The 21,148-nt window shown below is 70.4% G+C and carries 24 protein-coding genes and 1 riboswitch; of the genes, 10 read left to right on the top strand and 14 right to left on the bottom strand.

The genetic code is table 11. From position 1 onward, the window contains the following. Positions 1–94 precede the first annotated feature (94 nt). From ACLQ2O_RS03785 to ACLQ2O_RS03775, 3 genes are all read left to right on the top strand, one after another. Positions 95–790, top strand: a complete 696-nt coding sequence (locus tag ACLQ2O_RS03785; protein ID WP_425827178.1) for a GntR family transcriptional regulator — start codon at positions 95–97, stop codon at positions 788–790. A gap of 20 nt (positions 791–810) precedes the next feature. Continuing rightward, positions 811–1,662, top strand: coding sequence for a fumarylacetoacetate hydrolase family protein (locus ACLQ2O_RS03780; protein ID WP_425827176.1), 852 nt, complete (start codon positions 811–813; stop codon positions 1,660–1,662). Between the two features lie 65 nt (positions 1,663–1,727). Beyond that, complete coding sequence (locus ACLQ2O_RS03775; RefSeq protein WP_425827174.1) at positions 1,728–2,105, top strand: VOC family protein; 378 nt, start codon at positions 1,728–1,730, stop codon at positions 2,103–2,105. A 29-nt stretch (positions 2,106–2,134) separates the two neighbouring features. Here ACLQ2O_RS03775 and ACLQ2O_RS03770 read toward each other — a convergent pair whose 3' ends face one another. From ACLQ2O_RS03770 to ACLQ2O_RS03755, 4 genes are all read right to left on the bottom strand, one after another. Then, positions 2,135–2,515, bottom strand: a complete 381-nt coding sequence (locus tag ACLQ2O_RS03770; protein ID WP_425827172.1) for a hypothetical protein — start codon at positions 2,513–2,515, stop codon at positions 2,135–2,137. A 153-nt stretch (positions 2,516–2,668) separates the two neighbouring features. Further along, positions 2,669–3,229: a histidine phosphatase family protein gene (locus ACLQ2O_RS03765; RefSeq protein ID WP_425827170.1), complete on the bottom strand. Its 561-nt coding sequence runs from the start codon at positions 3,227–3,229 to the stop codon at positions 2,669–2,671. Continuing rightward, positions 3,226–3,993: a CbtA family protein gene (locus tag ACLQ2O_RS03760; RefSeq protein ID WP_425827168.1), complete on the bottom strand. Its 768-nt coding sequence runs from the start codon at positions 3,991–3,993 to the stop codon at positions 3,226–3,228. Before ACLQ2O_RS03760 ends, ACLQ2O_RS03765 begins: the two co-directional genes overlap by 4 nt. Before the next feature lie 65 nt (positions 3,994–4,058). Further along, positions 4,059–4,256: a CbtB domain-containing protein gene (locus ACLQ2O_RS03755; protein ID WP_344178119.1), complete on the bottom strand. Its 198-nt coding sequence runs from the start codon at positions 4,254–4,256 to the stop codon at positions 4,059–4,061. A gap of 33 nt (positions 4,257–4,289) precedes the next feature. Further along, positions 4,290–4,425: riboswitch (cobalamin riboswitch) on the bottom strand. Between the two features lie 81 nt (positions 4,426–4,506). Here ACLQ2O_RS03755 and ACLQ2O_RS03750 point away from each other — a divergent pair. After that, positions 4,507–5,145, top strand: coding sequence for a LysE family translocator (locus ACLQ2O_RS03750; protein ID WP_425827166.1), 639 nt, complete (start codon positions 4,507–4,509; stop codon positions 5,143–5,145). Here ACLQ2O_RS03750 and ACLQ2O_RS03745 read toward each other — a convergent pair. The 4 genes from ACLQ2O_RS03745 to ACLQ2O_RS03730 all read right to left on the bottom strand — a co-directional run bounded on the left by ACLQ2O_RS03745 (position 5,142) and on the right by ACLQ2O_RS03730 (position 9,573). Then, positions 5,142–6,500, bottom strand: coding sequence for an MFS transporter (locus tag ACLQ2O_RS03745; protein WP_425827164.1), 1,359 nt, complete (start codon positions 6,498–6,500; stop codon positions 5,142–5,144). The genes ACLQ2O_RS03750 and ACLQ2O_RS03745 overlap by 4 nt on opposite strands. A gap of 46 nt (positions 6,501–6,546) precedes the next feature. Further along, a complete protein-coding gene (locus ACLQ2O_RS03740) occupies positions 6,547–6,915 on the bottom strand; it encodes a DUF1304 domain-containing protein (RefSeq protein ID WP_425827162.1) in 369 nt (122 codons plus the stop codon). A 97-nt stretch (positions 6,916–7,012) separates the two neighbouring features. Then, positions 7,013–7,909 carry a phosphotriesterase family protein gene (locus tag ACLQ2O_RS03735; protein ID WP_425827160.1) on the bottom strand — a complete coding sequence of 299 codons (897 nt, stop codon included), beginning with the start codon at positions 7,907–7,909 and terminating at the stop codon, positions 7,013–7,015. Positions 7,910–7,986: 77 nt separating this feature from the next. Next, positions 7,987–9,573: a DEAD/DEAH box helicase gene (locus tag ACLQ2O_RS03730; protein ID WP_425827158.1), complete on the bottom strand. Its 1,587-nt coding sequence runs from the start codon at positions 9,571–9,573 to the stop codon at positions 7,987–7,989. Between the two features lie 386 nt (positions 9,574–9,959). Between ACLQ2O_RS03730 and ACLQ2O_RS03725 the strand changes: the two genes are divergently transcribed. Further along, on the top strand, positions 9,960–10,481 hold the full coding sequence (locus ACLQ2O_RS03725) for a DinB family protein (RefSeq protein ID WP_425827156.1): 522 nt from the start codon (positions 9,960–9,962) through the stop codon (positions 10,479–10,481). 10 nt (positions 10,482–10,491) lie between these two features. Here the strand turns inward: ACLQ2O_RS03725 and ACLQ2O_RS03720 are convergent, their stop codons facing one another. Then, entirely contained in the window at positions 10,492–11,532 is a 1,041-nt protein-coding gene (locus ACLQ2O_RS03720; RefSeq protein ID WP_425827154.1) for an amidohydrolase family protein, read from the bottom strand. A 71-nt stretch (positions 11,533–11,603) separates the two neighbouring features. On the opposite strand from ACLQ2O_RS03720, the gene ACLQ2O_RS03715 reads away from it, so the two are divergent. Both ACLQ2O_RS03715 and ACLQ2O_RS03710 read left to right on the top strand, forming a co-directional pair. Further along, on the top strand, positions 11,604–11,963 hold the full coding sequence (locus ACLQ2O_RS03715) for a YybH family protein (protein WP_425827152.1): 360 nt from the start codon (positions 11,604–11,606) through the stop codon (positions 11,961–11,963). A 189-nt stretch (positions 11,964–12,152) separates the two neighbouring features. Further along, positions 12,153–13,673, top strand: coding sequence for an ankyrin repeat domain-containing protein (locus ACLQ2O_RS03710; RefSeq protein ID WP_425827150.1), 1,521 nt, complete (start codon positions 12,153–12,155; stop codon positions 13,671–13,673). On the opposite strand, the gene ACLQ2O_RS03705 is transcribed toward ACLQ2O_RS03710, so the two are convergent. Then, positions 13,629–14,822, bottom strand: a complete 1,194-nt coding sequence (locus tag ACLQ2O_RS03705; RefSeq protein ID WP_425827148.1) for a calcium:proton antiporter — start codon at positions 14,820–14,822, stop codon at positions 13,629–13,631. The two genes, ACLQ2O_RS03710 and ACLQ2O_RS03705, sit on opposite strands and share 45 nt — an antisense overlap. 205 nt (positions 14,823–15,027) lie before the next feature. Here ACLQ2O_RS03705 and ACLQ2O_RS03700 point away from each other — a divergent pair, with 205 nt between their 5' ends. Continuing rightward, positions 15,028–15,669 carry a GNAT family N-acetyltransferase gene (locus ACLQ2O_RS03700; protein ID WP_425827146.1) on the top strand — a complete coding sequence of 214 codons (642 nt, stop codon included), beginning with the start codon at positions 15,028–15,030 and terminating at the stop codon, positions 15,667–15,669. Between the two features lie 183 nt (positions 15,670–15,852). Here ACLQ2O_RS03700 and ACLQ2O_RS03695 read toward each other — a convergent pair whose 3' ends face one another. Continuing rightward, the gene (locus ACLQ2O_RS03695; protein ID WP_425827144.1) at positions 15,853–17,283 is read right to left on the bottom strand and encodes an FAD/NAD(P)-binding protein; all 1,431 of its coding nucleotides are present in this window, start codon (positions 17,281–17,283) and stop codon (positions 15,853–15,855) included. Positions 17,284–17,472: 189 nt separating this feature from the next. On the opposite strand from ACLQ2O_RS03695, the gene ACLQ2O_RS03690 reads away from it, so the two are divergent. Then, on the top strand, positions 17,473–18,603 hold the full coding sequence (locus tag ACLQ2O_RS03690) for a LuxR C-terminal-related transcriptional regulator (protein WP_425827142.1): 1,131 nt from the start codon (positions 17,473–17,475) through the stop codon (positions 18,601–18,603). A gap of 114 nt (positions 18,604–18,717) precedes the next feature. On the opposite strand, the gene ACLQ2O_RS03685 is transcribed toward ACLQ2O_RS03690, so the two are convergent. Further along, positions 18,718–19,113: a VOC family protein gene (locus tag ACLQ2O_RS03685; protein ID WP_425827140.1), complete on the bottom strand. Its 396-nt coding sequence runs from the start codon at positions 19,111–19,113 to the stop codon at positions 18,718–18,720. A gap of 95 nt (positions 19,114–19,208) precedes the next feature. On the opposite strand from ACLQ2O_RS03685, the gene ACLQ2O_RS03680 reads away from it, so the two are divergent. After that, complete coding sequence (locus tag ACLQ2O_RS03680) at positions 19,209–20,132, top strand: SCO6745 family protein (protein WP_425827138.1); 924 nt, start codon at positions 19,209–19,211, stop codon at positions 20,130–20,132. 9 nt (positions 20,133–20,141) lie between these two features. Here the strand turns inward: ACLQ2O_RS03680 and ACLQ2O_RS03675 are convergent, their stop codons facing one another. Continuing rightward, complete coding sequence (locus tag ACLQ2O_RS03675; protein ID WP_425827136.1) at positions 20,142–20,336, bottom strand: hypothetical protein; 195 nt, start codon at positions 20,334–20,336, stop codon at positions 20,142–20,144. Between the two features lie 64 nt (positions 20,337–20,400). Further along, a complete protein-coding gene (locus ACLQ2O_RS03670) occupies positions 20,401–21,096 on the bottom strand; it encodes a TetR/AcrR family transcriptional regulator (RefSeq protein WP_425827134.1) in 696 nt (231 codons plus the stop codon). Positions 21,097–21,148 lie beyond the last annotated feature (52 nt).

Genomic DNA, 21,148 nt, shown 5'->3' with positions numbered 1-21,148 from the left:
ATATTGCGTAGCTGATGCTGCCGCTTCACACTGAAGGCGTCAAGACTTCCGGCGGTAACGAAACGCGTCAGGCAGAATGGGCTCGGGAGGAACAGTGACGGATGCGCATGTGGGTCTGGCGGGGCAGCTCACGCGCCTGCCACAACGACAGGTACTGAGCGACGACGTCTACGAGACGGTCAAGGGCCTGATCATGGACAGCGTGGTCGCGCCGGGCACCCGGCTGAACATCGACGCGCTGACCCGGGAGCTGGGCATCTCCCAGACCCCGATCCGCGAGTCGCTGGCCCGGCTGGAGTCCGACGGCCTGGTGATCAAGGAACCCCTGCGTGGGTACCGGGTCTCCTCCACGCTGACCCGGGCCGAGTTCGAGGACCTCTTCGAGTACCGGCTGCACATCGAGCCGTGGGCCGCCGGCCGGGCCGCGGAGCGGACGTCGGCCGAGGACCTGGTCCGGCTCAAGGACGAGATGCTCAGCTACACCGAGGTCCCGGAGCGGCCGGACTACGACTCGTACAAGGCGATGGCCGGGCACGACCAGCGCTTCCACGACCTGGTGCTGGAGCTGTCCGGCAACGAGACGGCCCGGCAGTCCTTCGCCCGGACGCACTGCCACCTGCACCTGTTCCGCCTGTACTACGGCGGCGGCATCGCCACCCAGGCGCTGCGCGAGCACAAGACCGTCGTCACCGCGGTCCGCAAGGGCGACCCCGAGCAGGCCGCCGCGGCGATGCGCGCGCACATCGAAGCCTCACGGGCCCGCCTGCGGCCCGTGTTCGACCAAGAATGAATCCGCTCTAAGGAGATTTCGTGGAACTGCTGCGCCTCGGCGCGGTCGGTGAGGAGCGCCCGTACGCGCGCGCCACCGACGGCACCACCTACGACCTGAGCTCCGTCACCGCCGACATCGACGGCGCCTTCCTGGCCGCCGACGGCATCGCCCGGGCCCGCGCCGCGCTGGAGGCCGGTTCGCTGCCGGCCGCAGACGTCGAGGGCCTGCGGACCGGCGCCCCGATCGCCAAGCCGGCCGCGGTGGTCTGCATCGGCCAGAACTACGCCGCCCACGCGGCCGAGTCCGGGGCCGAGCCGCCGAAGGAGCCGATCGTCTTCTTCAAGCACCCGAACACCGTCGTCGGCCCGTACGACGACGTCCTGGTCCCGCGCGACAGCCGCAAGACCGACTGGGAGGTCGAGCTCGCGGTCGTGATCGGCAAGACCGCCCGGTACCTGACGTCCGACGCGGAGGCACTGGCCTGCATCGCCGGCTACACGGTCTCCAACGACGTCTCCGAGCGCGCCTTCCAGCTGGAGGTGTCCGGCGGCCAGTGGTCGAAGGGCAAGTGCTGCGAGACCTTCAACCCGCTCGGCCCGGTGCTGGTGCCGGCCGACGAGGTCGGCGACCCGCAGGCGCTGGACCTGAAGTCGTTCGTCAACGGCGAGCCGCGGCAGGCCTCCAACACCCGCGACATGATCTTCTCGGTCGCCGCGCTGATCCGCGACCTGTCGCAGTACATGACGCTCGACCCGGGCGACATCGTCAACACCGGTACGCCGGAAGGCGTCGCGCTGTCCGGCCGCTTCCCGTACCTGGCGCCCGGCGACGTCGTCGAGTGCGAGATCCAAGGCCTCGGCCGGCAGCGCCAGGAGCTTCGCCAGGCCTGACCTTTGTCCGCCCCGCCGCCGTATTGCGGTGGCGGGGTGGCCCACCGGTACGGCATGGTCTGGCCATGACTTCGATGGTGAGAACGGTGACGTTCGACGCGGCCGACCCCTGGGGGCTGGCCGGCTTCTGGTTGCAGGTGTTCGACGTGGAGCGGCCGGACGACGACCACCCCGACGACCCGTACGCCGCGGTGAACACCGAGACCGTCAAGCTGCTGTTCGAGCGCAACAACGACCCGAAGCGGGCCAAGAACCGGGTGCACCTCGACCTGGAGCCCGACATCCCGCGCGACCAGGAGGTCGAGCGGCTGGTCGCACTGGGCGCGACGGTCGAGCACGACCACCGCGAGCCGAACGGCCTGGGCTTCGTGGTGATGCTCGACCCCGCCGGCAACGAGTTCTGCGTGCTCCGCTCGGCTGCCGAGCGCGCGGCGACTAGCTAGTCGCCGGCTGGCTCGGCGGCCGGCTCTGACTAGCTGACGATCTCCGGAGTCTGGCCGGAGAGGGTGACGCGCCAATCGCCGTCCCAGCCGTGCACGACGATGCCGTAGCCGTCGCGGCTCGCCGAGGCCCGGTGGTGCCCGCTCTCGACCGGCTGGACCTCCGCCTGCCAGCCGCGCTCGGTCAGCGTCGCCACAGCCGCCTCCACCTGGCCCACTGGGTCGACCACGGCCGGGTCGCCGTTCTCCACGGTGATCAGGCAGACCGACTGCGGCCCGTCGCCGTCCTCCAGCACGTGAGGGTTCACCGGGCCCACGTCGTGCGTGACGACGCCCTGCTGTCCCGGTACGGCGGCCGCCGCCACTGCGAGCAGCTCCTCGCGCAGGAGATCACGGGCCTCGGTCAGCGTCATCGGGTAGGTCCTTCCGGTTGTCTGGTGACGCCCGGGCGCGGCGCACGCCGTACCCGGGCTCCGTCGTTCACTCGGCCCCGGGCAGCTCGTCGAAGCTCATCGTCTGGGCGTTGGGATGCTGTGGCGAACGACGAACCGCGTCGAACCGGTTTGTCAGTGCAAGTTGAGTGACCAGGACGTGGCGTGTGCGGAAAGACCCACGGTCGCCAGCGGGCGGACGTCGACGTGCCGGAGCGACTCGGCCGGGGCCTCCAGCGCGTAGAGCACAGCCGCGCGGACCACCGCCGGGTGAACCACAGCAACGACCGTACGCCGGTCCGCATGGCCCGGGTCCTCGGTCAGGTCGCCCAGCCAGTCCGCAACCCGGGCGATCAGGTCGTTGGCCGACTCCCCGCCCGGCGGAGCCGTGTGGGGACGCTCCAGCCACGCCGAGACCGCCGCGGTCTCCGTGGCCAGCAGCTCCTCCAGGTCACGCCCGGTCCAGTCGCCGTACTCGCGGTCGCGCAGTGCGCCGACCACCACCGGCTGCAGGCCGATCGCCTCAGCAGTCAGGATCGCCGCCGGCTCCGGGCCGCAGTACGTCGTACCGGCGTCGACCCGCAGGTCGCGGGCCGCCTCCAGGCTGGCCTGGTCCGGCGCGGGCTCTCCACCGAGTACGAGCCCGCGCAGACCAGGCGTCAGCGCGTGCGCGACGAGCGTCAGGGTTGTCGTCACGCGGCGACGGTCTCCTTGGTGACCTTGGAGTTACAATCCACCAACGCAGCGTAACCGAATCCCAGCACGGTCCACAGCACCGCCTGCGTGCCGAGCGAGGCGAACCGGAACTGCCACAGCAGCGTCGCCGGGAACGACCCGGGCACCTCGTTGATCGACGGCAGGATGAGGTACGCCGCGACGATGGTCACCCCGAAGGCACCGCCGCCGGCTGCGAGCCGGATCCAGGGCGCGTCGCCGAAGCGCTGCGCCCAGCGGGACGCCGCGACCCCGGCCCAGACCGCGAGCAGGCCGATCACGAGCGTCAGCAGGTAGGTCACGGTGCGCTTGGTGATCGTTTCCGGGTCCCCGACGGCCGGCGGGTTCGGTGGGTACTTGAGGAACGGCACCAGCACGATCCCGACGAAGCCCGCCGCGGCCAGGCCGAGGGAGGCGTAGGAGTCGCCGTCGGTGCGGAGCCGGCGGCGGAGCAGCGCGAAACCGACGGCGAAGATGCCACCGAGCGCTACGCCGTACAGGCTGGTGGCGAGGAAGAGCCCGAAGCGCTGGCCGTCGCGGCTGACCAGCGGCGCCTCCTCTTCGGCGGCGGGGGCTTCAGCGGCGGGTTCCTCGCCGTGGGTGTGCGCGGCGCCGCCGGCCTCCTCGATCGCGATCGCGGCGTCGATGTGCGGTTCGCCCATCACGTACGCGAAGGTTCCGGCCAGCAGGCCGGCGAAGAGGCCGACGATCAGCCCGCGCACCAGGAGATTTCCGAAAGTACGCATGACGGTCCTGTCAGTTGTTCAAGCCCGAGCGGGTCGGGAACGGGGAGCGGAGAAACCGCAGGACGTCAGTGGCAGGGCACGCCGAGCAGGTGCCGGCCGTCGTGCATCAACTCGTGCAGGTACATGCCGGACTGCGAGATCGCGCCCTGGTCGAAGGCGACCAGGTAGGCCAGCATCAGCAGCACGCCGATGGTGAGCAGGGCGACCGCGAGCAGACGCGGGGAAACAGCCGGTACGGCGACCGAGCGGGCAGGAGCAGGCATCTGAGACCTCCTGGGGAATTGCGCGTCCCCATTGGAAAGGCTGCTGGTGCCCGAGCGTCCTGACTCACGAGCAGCTGCTCGCTCACAGTGGCGCGGCCGTACCGGTCTCTCACCGGTTTCCCTCATGGCACCGCAGGTTGACCTTTGAACGGTAGCGGCAGGGTTCGTGACGGGTCAACGGACGGCGGCGCGGCGGGTGATCTTCCCCACCTGTCGCGCCCGGCTCCCGCCTGACACCTAGCCTGACTGCATGCCGTCCACTCATCATCTGGTGGCCTTCGCCGTCACCGCGCTGATCGTCATCGTCGTACCGGGTCCGAGCGTGCTGTTCATCGTCGGCCGCGCGCTGGCCGTCGGCCGCCGTGAAGCGATGCTGACGATGCTCGGCAACACCCTCGGCGCCGCGTTCCTGCTGGTCGCCGTCTCGCTCGGGCTCGGGACGCTGATCGCGGCGAGCGCGATCGCGCTGACCGCGGTGAAGCTGGCCGGAGCGGCGTACCTGATCTACCTCGGCATCCACGCCTTCCGCACCCGCAAGTCCTTGGCGTCGGCCCTGGGCGCCGAGGCGCGACCGGCGAACACCCGCCGCGTCCTCCGCCAGGGCTTCCTGGTCGGCGTGACCAACGCGAAGACGGCGGTCTTCTTCGCCGCCGTCCTCCCGCAGTTCGTCGACCCCGCGGCCGGCGCGGCCACGCTGCAGATCCTGCTGCTGGGCCTGGTCTTCATCGCGATCGCCCTGCTCTCGGACACGGTCTGGGCGGTGGCCGCCGGCTCGGCCCGGGACTGGTTCGCCCGATCGCCCCGCCGCCTGGAGTTGGTCGGCGGCGCCGGCGGCCTGATGATCGTCGGCCTCGGCGCGAGCATCGCGGTCAGCGGCTCGAAGGACTAGTACACCCTTGTACGGCGGGCGGCCAGGACGCCGAGCAGGGCCAGCGCGGCGGGCAGCCCGAAGGCGGTCAGGAAGGCCGTCGTCGGCGAGTGCGGCTCGATGGCCGCGAAGAGTGAGCCGCCGATCGCCAGGACCGTTGCTGTCAGCAACGAGTCGCTGAGCTGCAGGGCCGAGCTGTTCGCGCCTTGCTGCTCGAGCGTGGAGTACTCGAGGACCAGCACCGACACGGTCGGGAACACCGTTCCCATGCCCAGTCCGGCGAGCGCCCAGCCGAGGATGCCGACGACCACCGGTACCCGGTCGTCGAGCGTCGCGGCCGCGATCGCGATGCCGAGCAGCAACGAGACCATGCCCGCCTGCAGGAACACGTGGTGCTCGAACGGCTGGTTCGGCCGACCCCGGTACCACGACGCCGCGGTCCAGCTCAGCGCGCTGACGGTCAGCACCAGGCCGGCGAACGCCGGCGACAGCCCGCGCTCCCGAGTCAGCATCAGCGGCAGGAACACCTCAGCGCCGAAGCCGGCCGCCGCGACCAGCCCGCGCAGCGCGATCACCGACGGCAGCCCGGCGCGGATCGTGAACGTCCCCTTCGGCAGCAGTTTCGGCGCGAACACGACCACCGCGGCCAGACCGACCGCGATCAGGATCAGCTGGACGGCCCCGTGCTGCTGACCGCCGTAGTGCAGCAGTCCGACGCCGAGCGCGGCGCCAACGGCGTACCAGGCCCGCTGGCTCCAGAGCTTCCCTGAGCGCGTCACGTGCTCACCCTTGGAGAGCCCCGGCCGCATGATCAGCGCCGCCGGAACAGCCAGGACCGGTACGGCGAGGAAGACGATCCGCCAGTTGGCGTGCTCGACGATCAGCCCGGCGATCGCGGGGCCGACCAGCGACGGGACGACCCACCCGGTCGCGAACGCGGCGAAGATCCGCGGCCTGAGCTCGGCCGGGTAGAGGTGCCCGACGACGACGTACAGGGCGACCGTGAGCAGACCGGCGCCGAACCCCTGGATCACCCGCCCGACGACCAGGACCTCCATCGTCGGCGCGAGACCGGCGATCACCAGGCCGGCCAGGAACCAGCCGGTGCCGTGCCAGAGCGGGCGAGTCGGGCCCTTGAGGTCCGACCAGGTGCCGGAGACAACCATCGCGACGACGCCCGAGGCGAGCGGTCCGCCGAAAGCCAGCGCGTACAGCGACAGGCCGTCGAGGGCCTGCGCGACGGTCGGCATCGCGGTCGTCACGGCGAGGGACTCGAACGCGACGAGCGTGATCAGCGCGACCATCCCGACGGTCAGCGCACGGTACTGCGGGGCGAGAACTCCGGGCGGGCGAGGCGCCGCGATCGACGTGGTCATGCCGAGAACTCTCTGACTTCAAGCACACTTGAAGTCAACTGCTCGGCTACAGAACAGCGGCCAGCACCAGCGCGAGGATCGGCGGCACCGCCTGGATCGCGGCGGACTTGGCCATCCGGCGGTCCGAGCCGATCAGGACGAGCCCGGCGCCGAGCATGCACGCGCACGAGAACAGCGCGATCGCGTGCCCGCGGTCGCCGCCGGCGATCAGACCACCGATCGCACCGGCCGCCAGGAACAGGTTGTAGAACCCCTGGTTGAACGCCCACGGCCGCGCCGCCTCGGCCTCCGCCTCGGTCCTGACCAGGAAACGCTGCTGCACGCTCGGCTTGCGGAAGAGCACGCTCTCCAGGGCGAAGAAGAGTACGTGGAGGATGCCGGCCAGGGCCACGAAGATCTGCGCGACGGTGTTCACCTGCGAACGGTACCGCCCGGATGCCTCCGGCAACGCGACGTCACGGGTGACGAGTTCGTGCCGATGCCCCGTACGGCGCGTTCGGCGGCTCGGCGCGCTACTTCCAGTCGGTCGCGAAGGCGCGGGCCGGGTTGGTGACGAAAATCTGCTCGACCACGTCCTCGCCGAGCCGGCGGGTGAGCCTCGGGCGGAGATTCGTCAACAGGTAGGGCATTCCCGGGCCCTCACCGGTCGCGAGCCGGGCCCGCGCGGTCGTCGTGTCACCACCGAGCAGCAGTTGATCGGCGTACCCGGCCTCGACGAGCGCGGCCAGACAGTCGACCATCCGCCAGTCGGTGGCGTGATTGGTCCGCGACGGCCCGTCGAAGGCGAGGAATGCGCCGCGCGCCGCCAGCTCCTGGTGGACCTGGTGGTCGGGAAAGCGGTTCAGATGCCCGAGCACGATCCGATCCGGAGCGACGCCGTGCTCTTCCAGACGATCCAGTACGACGCCCGCTCCGGTACCCAGCTCGTGGTGGATGCCGATCGGCGCTCCCGTCGCCCTTTGAGCCTCGGCCGCCGCGTCCAGCACCCACGAGGTGTGCTTGTCGAGCCCGTGGAACCCGCTGGCGATCTTGATCATTCCGGCGCGCACCTGACTGTCGCCGATGCCCTCGGTGAGCTCCTGCACGAACAGCTCGGCCAGGTCCTGCTCGGGTAGTTCGGCGTAGTGCTCGGCCCGGTGCAGTCCGGTCGCGGCGATCACCTTGACGTCCGACTCCTGGGACAGCCGCGGCAACAGGCCGGCCCGACGGCCTAGTCCGTGCGGCGTCCACTGGACGATCGTCCGTCCACCGGCCTCGGCGTAGAGCCTGGCCTCCTGCACGGCGGCGTCGTAGTCGTCGAGCTCTTGGCCCGGCAGCATGACGCTGCGGAAGAACAGGTGGTCATGAGCGTTGCAGACGCCGAGCTCCTCGGCTTCAACGTCACCCAGCACGGTCCGTACGACGGCCATCGGTTCTCCCCTCAGAACAAGACAAGGCCCAGGTTGCCACGGGCATCCTGGGCCTTGTCCATCGAGTTTGCCTGAGGTCAGCGACCGCGTCGGCCGCTGCCCGCACGGGTGCCGGCCGAGAAGGCCGCCGCACCAGCCGGACGGGCACTGGCGCCCGGAGTCGTGGTGCTGTAGCTCTTCGGCGCGCTGCCGGAACCACTCCGGCCGGCTGCGCCGCCGCGGGCTCCACCGGTGCTGCGCTTTCCGCCGGAGGCGCCACCGCGGGCTCCACCGCCGGAGCCGCCACGGCCACCACCGTTGCCCGCGCCACGAGCCGCCGGAGCGGACTGGCCCGGACCGGAGGCCGAGCGTCGGCCACGGCCGCCGCGTCCCCGTCCGGCGGACTCGCCACCGGAACGGCGTACCTGGTCGTTGTCCGGCTTGACCGTCGGCTCGACGTAGGTGCGCTCACCCGGTGCGAGCTCGGCCAGCAGCGGGTCACCGACCCGCAGCTTGGTGACCTTCGGCGCGATCCCGGCCTTGCGGGTCAGGTCGCGGACGTCGCTGACCTGGTCGTCGGTCATCAGCGTGATGACCGTGCCCTCGGCCCCGGCGCGCGCCGTCCGGCCGGAGCGGTGCAGGTACGCCTTGTGCTCGATCGGCGGGTCGGCGTGGATGACCAGCGAGATGTCGTCGACGTGGATGCCGCGGGCCGCGATGTCGGTGGCGACCAGCGTCCGGGCGGAGCCGTCGGAGAAGGCCTCCAGGTTCCGGGTGCGGGCGCCCTGGGACAGGTTGCCGTGCAGCTCGACCGCGGGCACACCCTGGGCGATCAGCTTCTTGGTGAGCGACTTGGCGCCGTACTTGGTCCGGGTGAAGACCAGCGTGCGGCCAGGGGCCGCGGCCAGGTCCACCAGCACCGGGAGCCGGCTGTCGGCCTGCAGGTGCAGGACGTGGTGGGTCATCTTCGAGACCGGCGACTGCGCCGAGTCGACGCTGTGCGTGGTCGGGTTGCGCATGAACCGCTTGACCAGCACGTCGACACCGGCGTCCAGCGTGGCCGAGAACAGCAGCCGCTGGGTGTTGGCCGGAGTTGCCTCCAGCAGCCGCCGTACGGCGGGCAGGAAGCCGAGGTCGGCCATGTGGTCGGCCTCGTCGAGCACGGTGATCTCGACCTGGTCGAGCTTGGCCTGACCGGCCTTGACGTGGTCCTCGAGCCGGCCGGGGCAGGCGACGACGATGTCGACGCCCTTGCGCAGCGCGGTGATCTGCGGGCCGTGGCCGACGCCGCCGAAGATGGTCATCGTGCGCAGCCCGAACGCGTCGGTCAGCGGCGTGATCGAGGCCTGGATCTGGGTGGCCAGCTCCCGCGTCGGCGCCAGGATCAGCGCGCGCGGCTGGTTCGGCCGGCGGCGGGTGCCGCTGGACGCGAGCCGGGCGATCAGCGGCAGCACGAACGCGTAGGTCTTGCCGGAACCGGTCCGGCCGCGACCGAGCACGTCCTTGCCGGCCAGCGAGTCCGGCAGCGTGGCGGCCTGGATCGGGAACGGCTTGGTGACACCGGTCTTGGCCAGCGCGGCGACCAGCTCGGCCGGCAGGCCGAGGTCGGTGAAGGTCAGGTCGTCCGGGACCACGAGCGGCTCGATCTCGTCGTACTGCTCGTTGCTGGTCTGGACGTTCTGCACCGCGGGGGTCTTCTTGCCGCCGCGGCGGCGCTCACCTTGTGTGCGGTTCTCGTTGCTCTGTGCGGTGTTCTGACCGGTCCGGGCAGCGCCGGCGGCCGGTGCGGATTGGTTGCCGCTGGCACCTGAACGGCGGCGGCGTCGAGGGCGCGCCGGTCCGTCCGGGCGAGCGGACGTTGTTTCGGGCGTGGGCATGGGGCGGCTGACCGCCATCTGGTACTCCAAGAAAGTCGAAAAGGGTCGTCCTGCCCGGCGCGGCATCACAGGCCGCGGCGCGTGGGGGTCGACTGCCAAATGGTCCGAGGCAGAACTGGGCGGACCGTCAACTACCAGCATACGGCATCGTGGTTCGCCTCCCCAGGGACTTCGAGCGTTGTACGGTCCTGGCTGTGACGACCGACACCTCCGCGCAGTTTCGTGCCGACCCGCCGTCGACCGGTGACGAACGCGCCATGCTGCAGGGATTTCTCGACTTCCACCGGGGCACGCTGCTCTGGAAGGTGTCCGCGCTGAGCGGCGAGGAGCTGGCCCGGCCGTCGGTCGACCCGTCGGGAATGACACTGATCGGACTGGTCCGGCACCTGACCGAGGTCGAGCGGTACTGGTTCCACCTGTCGCTGGACGGCCGCGTGGACGCGCTGAAGTTCTGGACCGACGAGCACCCGGACGGCGACTTCGACCTGGTGTCCCCCGCCGAGGCCGAAGCGGACCTCGCGACGTTCCACCAGGTGGTCGCGGAGTCGGACGCGATCGCCCGTGGCTACGAGCTGGACCACGTGTTCACCCGGCCGCGTGGTGGCGAGGAGTTGTCGGTGCGCTGGCTCTACATCCACATGGTCGAGGAGTACTCGCGGCACAACGGCCACGCCGACCTGCTGCGCGAGCGGATCGACGGTCTCGTCGGCGAGTGAGCTCGGCGGCCTACCTGATGCGGTGGCCGTGGAGGATCACGGCGGCCGGCGTCGCGAGCGTCTCGGGGTGCTCGCGCGGGTCCTCGTCGTACGTGACGAGGTTGCCACCGTCGTCGAGCAGGCCAAGGTAGTCCCAGGCCTTCGTTGTGGCCGCCGCCATCGCCTGGGTGACGTCGAGACCGTGCTGGGTGAGCAGCTCGATCTCCCGCGCGACCGAGCCGACGACATCCGATCCAGTCAGCACCGTCACGCCGTACCGCTCGGCCAGTTCGAGCATGCCGGTCAGGTACTTCGCGGTCGTGAGGCGGCGCTCCCGGCGCTCCAGGGTCTCGTTGGGACGCGCGTCGATCGAGGCGGACAGGGTCGGCGTCCAGGCGCCGCCACGGGCGCCAAGAATCTCCAGGTCCTGCTCGGTGATGCTGGTGCCGTGCTCGATCGAGTCGACTCCGACCCGGATCAGGTCGCTCACGATCGCGCTGTTGGTGTGCGCCGCGACCCGCCCACCCTTGGCGTGCACAGCGCCGACCACCTGCTCGACCAACTTGATCTCGTACGTCGGCTCGATGGCGCTGCCGCGGATCGGACCCTCCGGACCGACGGCGGGGAAGTCGGCGACCAGCTTGACCCAGGTCGCGCCGTCGTCCAGCTCGGCCTCGACGGCGGAGAGCAGCTCGTCGGCCTCGACCGGGTCGTGCATGCGGGGGAAGTACCGGCCTTTCGGCGCCAGGAACCGGCCCGCGGCGAGCACGATCGGCCGGTCCTCCCGGGGTGAGCGCGCCAGCTCGAGCGTGATCTCGCGCTGCCCGCCGACGTCGCGCACCGCGCTGACCCCTGCCTGGGCGAGCTGATCGAGGCGGGCGACGGCCTCGGCCTCACCGCCCGCGAGCAGCGGCCCTTGCTCGTCGGCGGCGACGGTCAGGTGACAGTGCGCGTCGACCAGTCCCGGGAGCGCGAACCGGCCGGGCAGTTTCTCCTGGTCCCCGGTGCCGAACCTCAGGCGGACGGACTTGTCCACAGGCAGCGAAACTCCGTCGAAGGTCCAGGTCGTCATCCTCGTATCTTCTCTGGCAAGAGGGCCCGAAGAGCCTTCTGAGCGGCCGTTCGAGGAGGCAAGATGCAGTCATGCGGGAGAAGGACCTGGACAAATGGGTCGGGCGGTACCGGCGCGCCTGGGAGTCGAACGACCCCAAGGACATCGGCGCGCTGTGGACCGAGGACGCCGTCTTCTTCCGGCGCCCCGACGAGGAGCCGGTGCACGGCCGGGACGCGATCGTGCGCGCCTGGCTGGAGGTCGCCGACGCCGCGGGCGAGACCACCTTCGAGTACGAGGTGCTCGGGTTCGGCGACGGGGTCGGGTTCGTCCGCGGCTGGACGACGTACCTGACCAACCCGCCGACCTTGTTCAGCAACCTGTGGGTGATCCGCCTGGACCGGAGCGGACGCGCCCACGAGTTCACCGAGTGGTGGATGCAAGCGCCGTGATCCGGCGTACTGTGGAGAACCGGCACGCAGGGTGCCACCGGTCCGCGGGAAGGGCTCAGCCCACCTGAGCGGTCGAGGTCGTGCACCACCGGGGTGCCTGATCAGCTCATGTGTGCTGACGGGTCTCCCGAGCCCACCTCCTTTCTCGCCTGACGACGCGGACAGCAGGCACACAGAGAGGAGGTCGCCATGCCGACCCGCCGTCTTCCCGATGACCCCAACCTCGAGCACCTGCGCAACCAGGCCAAGACCCTGCTGAAACAGGTCCGCGCCGGTGATCCCGAGGCGCTCGCGCTGGCCACCGAGTTTCATCCGGCGACATCCGAGCGATCCGCGGCCGAGCCGGTTCGTGGTCTTGCCGACGCGCAACTGGTGATCGCCCGGAGCTACGGCTTCCCCAGCTGGCCGCAGCTCGGCCGGCACCTGGGGATCGTCGAGCGGTACACGCGGTCACCGCACCGGGAGCCCACCGGTGGTCCGATCGAGACCCTCGGCCAGCGCGGCGACGAATTCCTCCGCCTGGCGGCGCTGCACTACGGGCAGGACGACCCTCAACGTTCCGACACAGCAGGTGCTCTCCTGGCCCGCTTCCCTGAAGTTGCCGTCAGCAACATCTTTACGATGGTGGTCGCCGGTGACGTCGGCGCTGTCCGCGCGGAGCTCGCCGGACGGCCGGAGCTGGCTCGGCACCAGGGCGGACCGTTCAGCTGGGAGCCACTGCTCTACCTGACGTACTCACGCCTGGAGGTCGCTCCCGAGGCTCCGCTGGAGATCGCTCGTCTGCTGCTGGAGCACGGCGCAGATCCCAATGCGGGTTTCCTCTGGGCGGGTCTGCCGTCGCCCTTTACTGCGCTCACCGGTGCGTTCGGCCGGGGCGAAGGAAATCAGCCTCCACACCAGAGCCGGTTGAAGTTGGCACGGCTGCTGCTGGAGGCCGGCGCCGATCCGAACGACAGCCAGACGATGTACAACTGCGGGCCCGGCTGCCCACCGCCGTACGACGACGACCATCTGCGGATCCTGCTGGAGTTCGGGCTGGGTCGGGGCGACGGTGGCCCGTGGCATCAACGCCTGACCGTGGCGCATCCGACGCCGCGCCAGTTGCTGGAGGACGAGCTGGTGTTCGCCTCGTCGGCGGGGCTGGTGGATCGGGTGCGCCTGGTGCTGGCGGCGGGAGTGGATCCGGACGGCCGAGGGACGGAGCATCCGGTCTTCTTCGGGCACCGAGCGTTCGAGCTGGCCGCGGTGCACGGGCACACCGCGATCGTCGAGCTGCTCCGGCGGGCTGGAGCGGCGCCGCTGGACGACGTTCACGAGCTCTTCCAGGCGGTGATGAGCGGTTCGGTGGGTGAGGTCGAGCCGGCGCTCGCGGCGCGGGCGGTCCGGCGCAATCCGTACCTGCCGAACCGTGCGGCTGAGCTTGGCCGGACGGAAGCCCTGCAGCCGTTGAAGGATCTCGGGTGGGACCTGCATCCGCGGGGCATGGCGACTCCGTTGCACCAGGCGGCGTTCCACGGACACTTGGCGACGGTGCGGAAGCTGATCGAGCTCGGCGCCGATCCCGCTGCACTGGATCCCAGTTATCAGAGCACTCCGCTGGGCTGGGCCGCGCACAGTCACCAGCAAGAGGTGGTCGACTACTTGACCGCCTTGGGTTCGCCCGGTCTACGGGCTGACGGCAAGGAACAGGAAGGCGCTGAAGACCATTAGGTGAGTGACTCCCTGCAGCAGGGTGGCCCGGCCGGTCGCCAGGGTGAGCTGACTGATCACGACCGTCAAGGCGAACAGCACCATCTCGGTGCCGCTGAGCCCGAGCACGAGCGGACCGTCGAGCCAGATCGACGCGAGCGCGATCGCCGGGATGGTCAGCCCGATGCTGGCCAGCGCGGAGCCGAGCGCGAGGTTGAGGCTGGTCTGCAGCCGGTTCCGCAACGCGGCCCGGACGGCGGCGACCGTCTCCGGCAACAGGACAAGGAGAGCGATGATCACACCGACCACGGCCACCGGAGCCCCGGCCGACGCGACCGCGTCCTCCAGCTTCGGCGACACGGTCTTCGCCAGCCCGACCACGGCGATCAGGCACAGGAACAACATCCCGAGGCTGACCAGCGCCACCCGCCCGCTCGGCGCGGCAGCATGCGTCTCCTCGTCGTCGTCCTCTCCCTCGACGATCTCGGCCACCACGTCGGCGCCGACCTCTGCATCAGCTTCTGGTACTTCACGCCTTGCCTGGGTGCGCGGTGCTGCCACGACGGCTTCGTTCTCGACCGGAAGGAAGTAGTCACGATGACGAATCGTCTGGACGAACACGAACACGCCGTACATCACCAGCGAGACGACTCCGGCGAACGCGAGCTGCGCGCTGCTGAAGGTCGCACCGGGCGTGCTGGTCGTGAACGTCGGCAGCACCAGGCTGAGCGTGACCAGCGCGGTGATCACCGCCAGGGCACTTCCCGACGCGTGCACCCGGAACTGCTGGGTCCGGTGCCGCAACGACCCGACGACGAGCGAGAGCCCGAGGATGCCGTTGCAGGTGATCATCACCGCGGCGAACACGGTGTCCCGCGCCAGCGACGCGGCCTTGTCACCACCCGACGCCATCAGCGTGACGATCAGCGCGACCTCGATCACCGTCACGGCGAGCGCGAGGATCAGCGTGCCGAACGGTTCGCCCACCTTGTGCGCGACCACCTCGGCGTGGTGCACCGCCGCGATCACCGCGGCCCCGAGCCCGGCGCACACGAGCACCAGCAGGACCGTCCCGAGATCCCGTCCCCAGGACAGCACCAGCACCACGAGCGCGAGTGGGGGCACGGCCAGACTCCAGCGCGGCAACCCATGGACCACGGAGTTCGTCATCCCCCGAGATTCTATTCGCTGAACAACAAACCAGTTGGCATCTACCGCCTCCGCCGTGATCCTTTTCGCATCGATCCGGTCGCCGAGGACACTCCGGGAGGTAACGACGTGCGGTCCCACTGGAAGGTTAAGACGGAGTTGGCGTCGTCGGCGTCCCAACGAACGGGACCGCCGGTGGTCCCGGCCGACAGGTAGGAGGAGCACAGTGACGGTAGAGATCAGGGACGCCCGTGCGGAGGACTGGCCGGCCGTCCTGCCGTTCTTCCGGGAGATCGTCGACGCCGGGGAGACCTACGCCTACGACCCGGCGCTGACCGACGCCCAGGCCCGCGACCTGTGGATGTCGCCGTCCAGTGCGCCCAAGAGCCGCACCACGGTCGCGGTCGATGCCGACGGCACCGTTCTCGGCAGTGCCAACATGTACCCGAACCGTCCTGGCGCCGGCGCCCACGTCTCCAGCGCCAGCTTCATGGTCGCCGGCGCAGCCCGAGGCAAAGGCGTCGGCAGAGCCCTCTGCCAGGACATGATCGCGTGGTCCACCACAGAAGGCTTCCGAGCCGTCCAGTTCAACGCCGTGGTCGAAACCAACACCTCAGCAGTCCGCCTCTGGCAGTCCCTCGGCTTCACCATCATCGGCACAGTCCCCGAAGCCTTCGACCACCCCACCCACGGCTACGTAGGCCTCCACGTCATGCACCGCCCGCTCGACTGGACCACCGCCGCCAAGCGTCTGTCCACCCAGCGGCAGCAGGATGACGCCGGCCGCGACGACCGGACCGGCCAGTTGACTCACCCAGCGAGCCCCGGCCGACCTGACGGAGACGCTGCGGCAGGTGTTCGGGGGTAGTCACACGCCCTAACCGGCGGACCACCTGCTGCACGGATCGTGCCGGTGGTCGGTGCCGTTCGACGAGCAGGGGCGCCTGGCTGGCTCGGTTGGTCAGAAGGAAGTCAGCTCCTCGGCGGTGAAGGCTCGGGGGACGCAGAACTCGTCGCCTCCGGGCAAGGCGCCACTCCGCACCTTGGGCAGTCAGGGGGTTCGCAGTGCCAGGGCGGTGCGGGATGCCTGGGCTGCAACGCCCGCGATGCTCGAGGTGATGAAGGAACCGCCGCCGGCCAGGTCGCCGACCACGTGGACGCGTGGGTCGGCCGGGACCACCCCGCCGGTCGGGTGGAGGGCGGCCAGACCGGCGTCCGCCAACGACCGGACCAGCTGCTGGGCCGTGCCGGAAAGCGCCTGCGCGGGCGAGTTCACGGCGTTGACGACGACGTGCGCGGTGCGTTGGCCTCCGGCGTCCCGCACCCGGAACCGGCCGTTCACGGGTTCGATCGCCTCGACGCCGGAAGAGACGGTGAGCTGACCGGAGTCCAGCAGCCGCATCAGGACGATCGCGTTCGCCGGGACCATGGGCGAGGCCACGCTCGTCGCCGTACGAAGATGACGCCGCAGCCAAGCGCGGTCAGGCTCGCGCAACAGACGCCAGGCGTACGGGCCGACGGTGTGTGCCGTTTCCTGCAGCACGCGGCGTCCGATCCGGGGGTCGTCGACCGCGGCGAGCTGCTGCCGGAGACGGTGGACCGGATCGTCCGTCCGAGTACTGCGAAGTTGGGCCACGAGGTCGCCGAAGTCCTCTCTCGCGTCGGCGAGTTCCGCGCGCAGCAAGCCGACAAGGTCGTCGAGCGCGAGATGCCCCCTGCTGCCGTGCAGGCCGGCCACCCGCTCGATGGTCACCTGGGTCGGGCGCCGGCCGTCCGGGCGCTGCCAGACGTACGGGAGCACTCCGCCGCGCGACAGGAGTGTGATCTCTCCCGGATACCGGTGTGCCGCGAGCGCGACGACGACGTCGACGGCGGTCAGTCCGCTGCCGACGACCGCAACGTTGTTGCCGGCGGCAATCTTGTCGAGCGTCTCGGCGAGTGGATAGGGATCAGCCGTGAAGCCCGCTCGACCGGTCAGCCCGTACGGGTCCGGGGGTGTTCCCCCGCCTGTGCACAGCGCCACCTGACCGGCCTCGTACTCCTGCCCGTCGTCCGTACGGAGGACCAGGCGGGTGCCGGAGCGGACGGCGACGTCCGTCACCCGCGCGGCGACGACGCGCACGGACCAACCCTGTTCACCCAGAGCCGCCACGGCCTTCTCCGCCGAGTGGACCAGGTACTCACCGTAGAGCGCGCGCGGGACCAGCGGCTGACCGAGGAGCGGGTCGAGGTGGTCGGCGCCGCGTTTCCCCAGCCAGGCCGCGAAGTGCCCGAAATCCCTGGCCCGGACCGACATGAGCGCCGGTGGCGTGTTCACGAGCACAGCATCCAGGTCCGGACCGTACGGCCGTCCACGCCACAGGTACGGCGACGGCTCGAAGACCGTGATGGTGCCGCCTACCGTGCCAGTGCCTTCGGTGACAGCGAGCGCATCCAGCAGGCTGACGGCCGCCGCGCCTCCCCCGACGATCGCGATGTCCATGATCTCCCTCTCAGTTGGTCGTGTGCCACCGAGCCTGTCTGTCCTTGCCGGGGCGTCCTATCCCCCGCTGACGGGCAATCCGCACGGAACAGCCCCCTCGAACGAGGGGTTCCACGCGGTGTGGACGACAGGGCAGACTGGATCCGAAGGCGCGAAGGACCGGCAGGCTGATCAGTCGAGGGGACGTGCATGACCGAACGACACCGACCGGTGCTCGCGGCCGCCGAACGCGCCACCGACGCACTGGACCTGTTCAGCCGCGTCTCGGCCGGGCTGCGGCGGCTGGTGCCCTTCCACTCGGCCGTCTGGACCGCCGCCGACCCGGAAACCGGCCTGATCACCGCACCGATGCTGGTGGAGAACCTGGGCACCGGCGAAGGCTGCGCCGCCTACTGGCACAGCGAGCTGCTGGACGAGAACGTCCTGCCGTTCCGCGACCTGGCCCGCGCCGCCGTACCAGCTGCGGGGTTGCGCGCGGCTACCGGCGATCTGCCCGCTCGCAGCGCCCGGTTCCGGCGTCTGCTGCAGGGCCAGGGTGTGTACGACGAACTGCGCGCCGTCCTGCGGATCGGCGACCGGCCGTGGGGCCTGGTGAGCCTGTTCCGCACCACCGACGCTTTCCATCCGCAGGAGACCGCGCTGCTCGCCGACCTGTCCCGCCCGCTGGCCGAGCGGCTGCGGACTCTCACCCGGCCGCCCGCGGCCGCGCGCAGGACGGACTCCCCGGCGCCCGGCCTGATCCTCTTCGACGAATCCGGCGAAGCCGTCTCGGCCAACGACGAGGCCCGGCACCACCTCGCACGGCTGCCGAAGGGGCCCTCGTTCCCCACTCAGCTCGGGCTGAAGCTCCCGATCTGGGTACTCGGTACGGCGCTCCAAGCCCGCGCCATCGCCGACGGCCGGGACCACGGCAGCGCCCGCGTGCGCATCCAGACCACGGACGGCCGCTGGCTGACCTGCCACGCCTCATGCCTCACCGGGCCCGGCGGCCGGCCCGGCCCGGCGGCCCTCGTCCTCGAGCCCGCGACCCCCGCCGACCTGGCGGTGCTGGTCGCCGAGGCGTACGGCCTGACCCCGCGAGAGCTCCAGATCACTCAGCTCACCGCTCGCGGGATGACCACCACCGAGATCGCCACCACGCTGTTCATCTCGCCGCACACGGTCCGCGACCACTTCAAGACGATCTTCACCAAAGCCGGCGTCTCAAGCCGGGGCGCGCTGGTCGCCCGCCTGTTCACCGACCACTACTGGCCCGCGCTGCCGGAACCGACACAGCTCGGGCGCCCCGGGCAACCACCTGCCCAGGCCCGGATCGGCTAGTGGAGCGGCTGCTCGATGGCAGCCGGACGGCGGAGCGGTGGGTCAGCTCGGCCGGCGGGCAGCAGCTCGCCTGGCCCGCTCACCCGGTCATCCGACTCAGTCGGGGACGCTCGGTCAGAAGGAGGCGAGTTCCTCCGCGGTGAAGGCTCTCAGGACACAGAACTCGTTGCCTTCAGGGTCGGACATGACGATCCAGGAGGCTTTGTCGTCCTGGCCGATGTCGACCTTCTTGCCGCCGAGGGACTCGATGCGGGCTACTTCGGCGGCCTGGTCCTCAGGGCGGAGGTCCATGTGGAGGCGGTTCTTGAGGGTCTTGGTCTCGTCGGCGGGGACCCGGAGGAACAGGATGTCGGGGACGATGCCGTCCTCGGCGCTGCCCGCCGGAGGCTCCAGGACCCACTCCTTCTCGTGCTCGGAGGTGATGCGCCAGCCCAGCACCTCGGCCCAGAAACGCGCCTGGGCGGCGGGGTCGATCGCGTCGTAGTTCACACACTGCACCCGGATTCCCATGGCGGAACCTTCTCATCCGGCAGGTCCGGCTCTCCTGAGGGGAGAGCGAGCCGGCCCAGCGCGCGTGTCCTCAGGCGAGGAAGAAGCGGTACGTGATGGGTAGCTCACAGAGGGGTGTGGAGAGAGGGGTGGCGTGTTTGGATCGGGGGATGGAGACGCGGGCGCGGCGGTTGTGGCGGGTGTTGGAGCCGGTTCATGCGGTGACGTACTTTGCGCCGGAGACTCGGCGGGCGACGGACGCGCTGGGGTTGCGGGGTGGGTGGATGAGTTACTTCGCCTGCCGGGCGGCGCCGTTGGGAGCGGTGGGGCCGGCGGTGGTGGCGGCTGCGTTCTACAACTTTCATCCGGAGATGGTGGCGCGGGCGATTCCGGACGCTTGGGGGTATGCGTCGCCGGAGCAGTTGGTCGACGTGCGGCTGGAGGCTGTGGACAAGGCAGTACGGCGGTTGCTGCCTGACGTGCTGACCAGTACGACGGTGCGGCGGGCGGCTGAGTTGGCGCGCGAGGCGGCCGAGGTGGCGCCGACGGCCGGACGGCCGCTGGCGGCGGCGAACGCCGTACTGGAGTGGGCTGATGAGCCGCACCTGGTGCTTTGGCAGGCGACGACGATCCTGCGGGAGTCGCGGGGTGACGGACATGTGGCGGCGTTGATCGCGGCCGGGCTCGGTCCGTGTCAGGCGAATCTGACGCTGACGGCGTCGGGTGGGCCGTCGAAGGACGTGTACCAGCAGAGTCGGCGGTGGAGTGATGCCGAGTGGGCCGCGGCCGAGGAGGACCTTCGGGAGCGCGGGCTGCTGAGTGACGACGGCGTACTGACGGAGCGCGGGCATGCCGTACGGCGTGAGGTGGAGGACACCACCGATCGGCTGGCCGAGCAGGGGTGGCGGGCGCTGGGTGACGAGAAGGCCGATGAGCTCGAGCGGGTGGTTCGGCCGATGAGCACATTGGTGATGTCGTCCGGGCTGATCCCGCCGGACAACCCGATGGCGCTCCGGTGGCCGGAGTCCGAGCTCGCCTGACCGCAGGGCTCAGCGCTTCGGCTGGCCTCGCCAGGTGACGTACAGGAGTGAGACGCCGAGGGCGGCGACGATGGGGCCGGCGACGGCCCAGAAGCTGCTGCCGGTCATCGAGCTGCCTTTGAGGTAGCCGAGGCCCTGGAGTGTCCAGACCGCACCGGCGACGGTCAGCAGCACACCGAAGGCGCTCGCGACGATCTTCTTCACAGCAGGACGACCTTTCGACCAGAGGAGGCGGCCGGGGATGCAGAACTCGCCGGACGAAGGGAGCCTAGCGGGCGAGCTTCGCGGCCATCAGTTGGATGGACGCCGACAGGTCCTCGCCGCTCGGCGCACGCTCGGGGTCGAACATCGTCAGAGCGACCACCCCGAGCAGCAGCGCCTGCAGGAACGAGCCGGTCTGCTGCGCGGTCGCCTCGTCTGCGCCCGACTTCGAGGCGGAGGCAGCGTCGCCGGTCGGTTCGGCGTCGAAGGCGCCGAAGAGTGTGGCCAGCCCCTCGCGCGCCTCGACCTGCATCGCCGAGACCGCCTGCAGCAGGTCGGGCAGCTGTGATCCCTGACTGAGGATCTCGAACTGCGTTGTCCACAGGGCCCGGCTCGCGGGGTTGGACAAGCTGTCACCGACCAGCGCCCAGATAGCGACAAACCGCTCCTCAGCCGCACCAGCCCGCTGCGATCCGCCACGCTCTTCACCGTCCTCGGGCGCGCCGTCCCCGGGCACGCCGGCCCGTCGTTCGCGGTCGTCGGCTGGATCCGCGCTCATCGTGCGGGCGAGTTCGTCGCCCCATTCACCGAGGGCCTGGCGCATTGCCTCGTTGAGGAGGGCGTCCTTGGAGCCGAAGTGGTAGCCGATCGCGGCCAGGCTGACGCCGGCGGCGGTGGCGATGTCCCGTGCGGTGGTCCGGGTGTAGCCCTTCTCCCGCAGGCAGGTCTTGGCGCCCTCGATCAAAGCCTCGCGATTGCCCATGCGGCGATCCTAGCGAGAAAGCTCGCACAGACGTCTTGCACAGTTGTCTAAG

Source organism: Kribbella sp. DT2 (assembly GCF_049844575.1).
Taxonomy (GTDB): Bacteria; Actinomycetota; Actinomycetes; order Propionibacteriales; family Kribbellaceae; genus Kribbella.
This window is presented reverse-complemented; position numbering and strand designations above follow the sequence as displayed.

Coding starts and splice junctions, on each gene's coding strand:
- ACLQ2O_RS03775 (WP_425827174.1), top strand. CDS start 1,728: ATGACTTCGATGGTGAGAACGGTGACGTTCGACGCGGCCGACCCCTGG.
- ACLQ2O_RS03770 (WP_425827172.1), bottom strand. CDS start 2,515: ATGACGCTGACCGAGGCCCGTGATCTCCTGCGCGAGGAGCTGCTCGCA.
- ACLQ2O_RS03760 (WP_425827168.1), bottom strand. CDS start 3,993: ATGCGTACTTTCGGAAATCTCCTGGTGCGCGGGCTGATCGTCGGCCTC.
- ACLQ2O_RS03755 (WP_344178119.1), bottom strand. CDS start 4,256: ATGCCTGCTCCTGCCCGCTCGGTCGCCGTACCGGCTGTTTCCCCGCGT.
- ACLQ2O_RS03750 (WP_425827166.1), top strand. CDS start 4,507: ATGCCGTCCACTCATCATCTGGTGGCCTTCGCCGTCACCGCGCTGATC.
- ACLQ2O_RS03745 (WP_425827164.1), bottom strand. CDS start 6,500: ATGACCACGTCGATCGCGGCGCCTCGCCCGCCCGGAGTTCTCGCCCCG.
- ACLQ2O_RS03735 (WP_425827160.1), bottom strand. CDS start 7,909: ATGGCCGTCGTACGGACCGTGCTGGGTGACGTTGAAGCCGAGGAGCTC.
- ACLQ2O_RS03720 (WP_425827154.1), bottom strand. CDS start 11,532: ATGACGACCTGGACCTTCGACGGAGTTTCGCTGCCTGTGGACAAGTCC.
- ACLQ2O_RS03715 (WP_425827152.1), top strand. CDS start 11,604: ATGCGGGAGAAGGACCTGGACAAATGGGTCGGGCGGTACCGGCGCGCC.
- ACLQ2O_RS03710 (WP_425827150.1), top strand. CDS start 12,153: ATGCCGACCCGCCGTCTTCCCGATGACCCCAACCTCGAGCACCTGCGC.
- ACLQ2O_RS03705 (WP_425827148.1), bottom strand. CDS start 14,822: ATGACGAACTCCGTGGTCCATGGGTTGCCGCGCTGGAGTCTGGCCGTG.
- ACLQ2O_RS03695 (WP_425827144.1), bottom strand. CDS start 17,283: ATGGACATCGCGATCGTCGGGGGAGGCGCGGCGGCCGTCAGCCTGCTG.
- ACLQ2O_RS03690 (WP_425827142.1), top strand. CDS start 17,473: ATGACCGAACGACACCGACCGGTGCTCGCGGCCGCCGAACGCGCCACC.
- ACLQ2O_RS03685 (WP_425827140.1), bottom strand. CDS start 19,113: ATGGGAATCCGGGTGCAGTGTGTGAACTACGACGCGATCGACCCCGCC.
- ACLQ2O_RS03680 (WP_425827138.1), top strand. CDS start 19,209: ATGGGTAGCTCACAGAGGGGTGTGGAGAGAGGGGTGGCGTGTTTGGAT.
- ACLQ2O_RS03670 (WP_425827134.1), bottom strand. CDS start 21,096: ATGGGCAATCGCGAGGCTTTGATCGAGGGCGCCAAGACCTGCCTGCGG.